This window comes from Bacillus sp. 05T31 (genome assembly GCF_056396725.1).
This window is the reverse complement of record NZ_JBFTMA010000451.1, coordinates 1-3641: the sequence shown is the minus strand read 5'-3', so window position 1 is coordinate 3641 and position 3641 is coordinate 1. Positions and strand designations below refer to the sequence as shown.

The 3641-nt window shown below is 36.2% G+C and carries 4 protein-coding genes and 2 pseudogenes; 2 read left to right on the top strand and 4 right to left on the bottom strand.

The window, feature by feature from the left end; genetic code table 11:
• Nucleotides 1–248: 248 nt before the first annotated feature.
• Nucleotides 249–434 carry a hypothetical protein gene (locus AC1DJR_RS21655; RefSeq protein ID WP_477003469.1) on the top strand — a complete coding sequence of 62 codons (186 nt, stop codon included), beginning with the start codon at nucleotides 249–251 and terminating at the stop codon, nucleotides 432–434.
• A gap of 50 nt (nucleotides 435–484) precedes the next feature.
• Here the strand turns inward: AC1DJR_RS21655 and AC1DJR_RS21650 are convergent.
• Nucleotides 485–746, bottom strand: a pseudogene (locus tag AC1DJR_RS21650) (hypothetical protein).
• A 26-nt stretch (nucleotides 747–772) separates the two neighbouring features.
• The gene (gene cspA, locus AC1DJR_RS21645) at nucleotides 773–976 is read right to left on the bottom strand and encodes an RNA chaperone/antiterminator CspA (protein WP_002011282.1); all 204 of its coding nucleotides are present in this window, start codon (nucleotides 974–976) and stop codon (nucleotides 773–775) included.
• A 276-nt stretch (nucleotides 977–1252) separates the two neighbouring features.
• On the opposite strand from cspA, the gene AC1DJR_RS21640 reads away from it, so the two are divergent.
• Nucleotides 1253–1747, top strand: coding sequence for a DUF6584 family protein (locus AC1DJR_RS21640; RefSeq protein ID WP_477003468.1), 495 nt, complete (start codon nucleotides 1253–1255; stop codon nucleotides 1745–1747).
• 39 nt (nucleotides 1748–1786) lie between these two features.
• On the opposite strand, the gene aceA is transcribed toward AC1DJR_RS21640, so the two are convergent.
• Nucleotides 1787–3064, bottom strand: a complete 1278-nt coding sequence (aceA, locus tag AC1DJR_RS21635) for an isocitrate lyase (protein WP_002125874.1) — start codon at nucleotides 3062–3064, stop codon at nucleotides 1787–1789.
• A 25-nt stretch (nucleotides 3065–3089) separates the two neighbouring features.
• A pseudogene (locus AC1DJR_RS21630) lies at nucleotides 3090–3641 on the bottom strand (malate synthase A); the annotation flags it as partial.

The following is a 3641-nucleotide window of genomic DNA, read 5'->3' as shown; positions in this document are numbered from 1 at the left end:
CCTACGAAAAGGAAATGGCTTACATTCTGCGATTCTTTACAAATACTTATAATAAATCAAATATAATATAAATCTGTTAATAATAATATATGGATATCAAAAGAATAATCTGTATAAAAAGAGGATTCTATATACGAAAAAAGAATTTATATCATTTGTAATATGTTTAACACATTCCCCTTTTCATATAATTACAGCAATTAATTTTGCTATAATTAAAATATAAATCAAATATACGGAGGTCTCTCATGGAAGAAAAKCAAGATCATCCAACAATTCAAATGAAAAATAGTAGCATTGTTATCGTAAAAAATTCAGCGAGTATTATATTCGGTTTATTTTTTATTTTACTGTTCTTCGCGAAGCCTTTTCGTAAATCTAAATGTCCAGAATGCAAGAAACGTGAAAAGAAAAAAGCTGTGAAAGAACACTAAAAGGCCTTCCTTTACGGAAAGCCCTTTTTACATACTGATTGCCATTTCCTTCATTCTTCTTCATCCTCAAAAAAACCTACTATTTTTTCTTCCAATATTCTCTGTATCTCTTTCAACCTGTACTATGATTATATATGGTTCTTGATCTAAATACCGAGAATGATACTTCCTCAAATCAATTACCGTCACTTTATCATTTTCATAAGTTTTCGAGTACGCCTTTATTTCTTCAATCGTACTTTTTAGGCTGTCTTTATTACTAATATAAATATCGTATATCTCAACAACAAAAAAAAGGATGGCATAAGCCATCCTTTTTTCTATAATAAACTATAAAATTATAGTTTGATTACGTTTTTAGCTTGAGGTCCACGGTTGCCATCTTCGATTTCGAAGCTAACTTTTTGGCCTTCTTCTAAAGATTTGAAACCATCAGTTTCGATTGCAGAGAAATGTACGAATACATCGTTTTCGCCTGGAACTTCGATGAAACCGAAGCCTTTTTCGTTGTTAAACCATTTTACTTGTCCTGTAACTGTCATAATTATTTCCTCCTAMGAAAATACATTTTATTTAGTCTTCATGTATAAAAAAAGAATCCACACATTATCAAATTCGAAACATAAACTAGTTCTCACATACTTTTYCCCGTTTGTTTTCGGCAYTTGATAATATATGGATTGCTTAATTTAATTATTCAACTGGTATTATCATAACATACTTAAAATAGAATGTACAATCCTTTTTAAAAATAAAATTTCTAAATTTTATTTTTTCTTATAAAATATAACCACACCTATTCTAATAAGGAGGCGTGTATGACAGAAATAATCCCTAAAAAAACATTAAAGAGAATTGAAAAAGATATTGAAAATAACAACCTTGGAAAAGCAAGAGATAGATTACACGGATTAATCACTACTTATCCGAATGAATTAGCACTTAGGAAAAAACTCGGTGACATTTACTTTACATTACAATACCCAGAAATGGCTGGACGGTATTGGTATCTTGAAAAAGAGAAAACAGATGTTATGCACGCGGCATGTCTACAATTTGAAAAATCGATGGGAAACGACTCTTATCATATTGTACGTGCTTTAAAATTCAAAGGAGATCGTAACATTATTACAGGACTACACACCGAACGTCCCTTACAGCCATTGCAGAAAAAAGTGATAGAGGAACTAATTGATGATTATGAAGAAACATGGAAAGACAAACTATTTACATGGGGCTGTCTATCATTATTCGCATTCCTTCTTTTTACTGCTATCGTTGGTATATTCACTATATTKRATTGGATATTTTAAATAGAAGTAGATGCCTATAACAGGCACCTACTTCTATCATTATTTCGTAAACTGTTCTTCTTCTGTGGATCCTTTTAGAGCAGTCGTTGATGAAGTACCGCCTGTAATCACTTGTGCTACTTCATCAAAGTATCCTGTTCCTACTTCGCGTTGATGGCGCGTTGCAGAGTAACCGTATTTCTCTGCTGCGAACTCTGCTTGTTGTAATTCAGAGTACGCTGCCATGCCGCGCTCTTTATAACCACGCGCTAATTCAAACATGCCGTAATTTAATGAATGGAATCCAGCAAGCGTTACGAACTGGAATTTATAACCGTACGATGCAATTTCTTTTTGGAAGCTTGCAATCGTTTTTTCATCTAATTTTTGTTTCCAGTTAAAAGAAGGGGAACAGTTGTAAGCAAGTAGCTTCCCTGGATATTTCTTATGAATTGCGTCCGCAAAGCGTTTTGCATCTTCTAAATTTGGCTCCGACGTTTCACACCAAACGAGATCTGCATACGGCGCATACGCTAAACCACGTGCAATTGCTTGATCAAGACCTGCTTTCGTATGATAAAACCCTTCTGGCGTTCTTTCACCTGTAATAAACTCTTGATCAACTGGATCGATATCGCTCGTAATTAAATCTGCCGCATCTGCATCTGTTCTTGCGACGATAATTGTTGGTACACCCATTACATCCGCAGCAAGACGTGCCGAAATTAAATTACGCACCGCTGTTTGCGTCGGTAATAATACTTTTCCGCCTAAATGCCCGCATTTTTTCTCTGAAGATAATTGGTCTTCAAAGTGCACGCCAGATGCACCCGCTTCAATCATCCCTTTCATTAATTCAAATACGTTTAACTGTCCACCAAACCCAGCTTCAGCATCCGCCACAATTGGAACGAAATAATCCGTATCACCGCTACCTTCCATATGCTGAATTTGATCAGCACGTTGAAGTGTTTGGTTAATTCGTTTTACAACAGCTGGCACACTGTTCGCCGGGTATAAGCTTTGGTCAGGATACATATGTCCAGAAAGGTTCGCATCTGCCGCTACTTGCCAACCGCTTAAATAAATTGCTTTTAATCCAGCCTTCACTTGTTGCATCGCTTGGTTTCCTGTTAATGCCCCAAGTGCATTAATATAATCTTCTGTATGAAGTGATTTCCAAAGCTTCTCTGCACCGCAGCGCGCTAACGTATGTTCAATATCAATCGATCCGCGCAGACGAATTACATCTTCAGCTGTATATGGACGTGTKATCCCTTTCCAGCGCGTATCTAATTCCCAGCTTTCCTGCAATTTATCAATTCTTTCGTTTTTCATATGTTCCATCCCCTTTTCTTGTTTCTTATAAAATTTCATAACCCGGTAATGTTAAAAACGGCATGAACTCGTTATTACGAACAAGGTTTGTAAACAGTTTTGTAGCTTCTTCAAATCTCCCCTTATTAAATGCTTCCTTACCAATCTCTCTTTCTATTTTTGCTAGTTCTTCTTCTTTCAATTCTTCCATTAATTTAAAAGTAATATTACGGCCATCACTTAGCTTTCCACCCTCATGACGAATCCACTGCCATACTTGTGCTCTTGATATTTCCGCTGTTGCCGCATCTTCCATTAAGTTATAAATTGGAGCTGCTCCCCGCCCGCTTAACCAAGATGCAATATATTGAATACCGACGTTAATATTCGTGCGAAGACCACCTTCTGTAATCGTTCCCATCGGTACTTCTAATAAATCCTTTTCTGTTACACGTATTTCTTCACGCTTTCTAAAAATTTGATTTGGCGTTTTCATTATGTGATTAAATACTTCCATTGCAACCGGTACAAGTCCCGGGTGGGCAACCCAAGTCCCATCATGACCGTCTAAAGCTTCGCGCTCCTTATCAGCACGCAC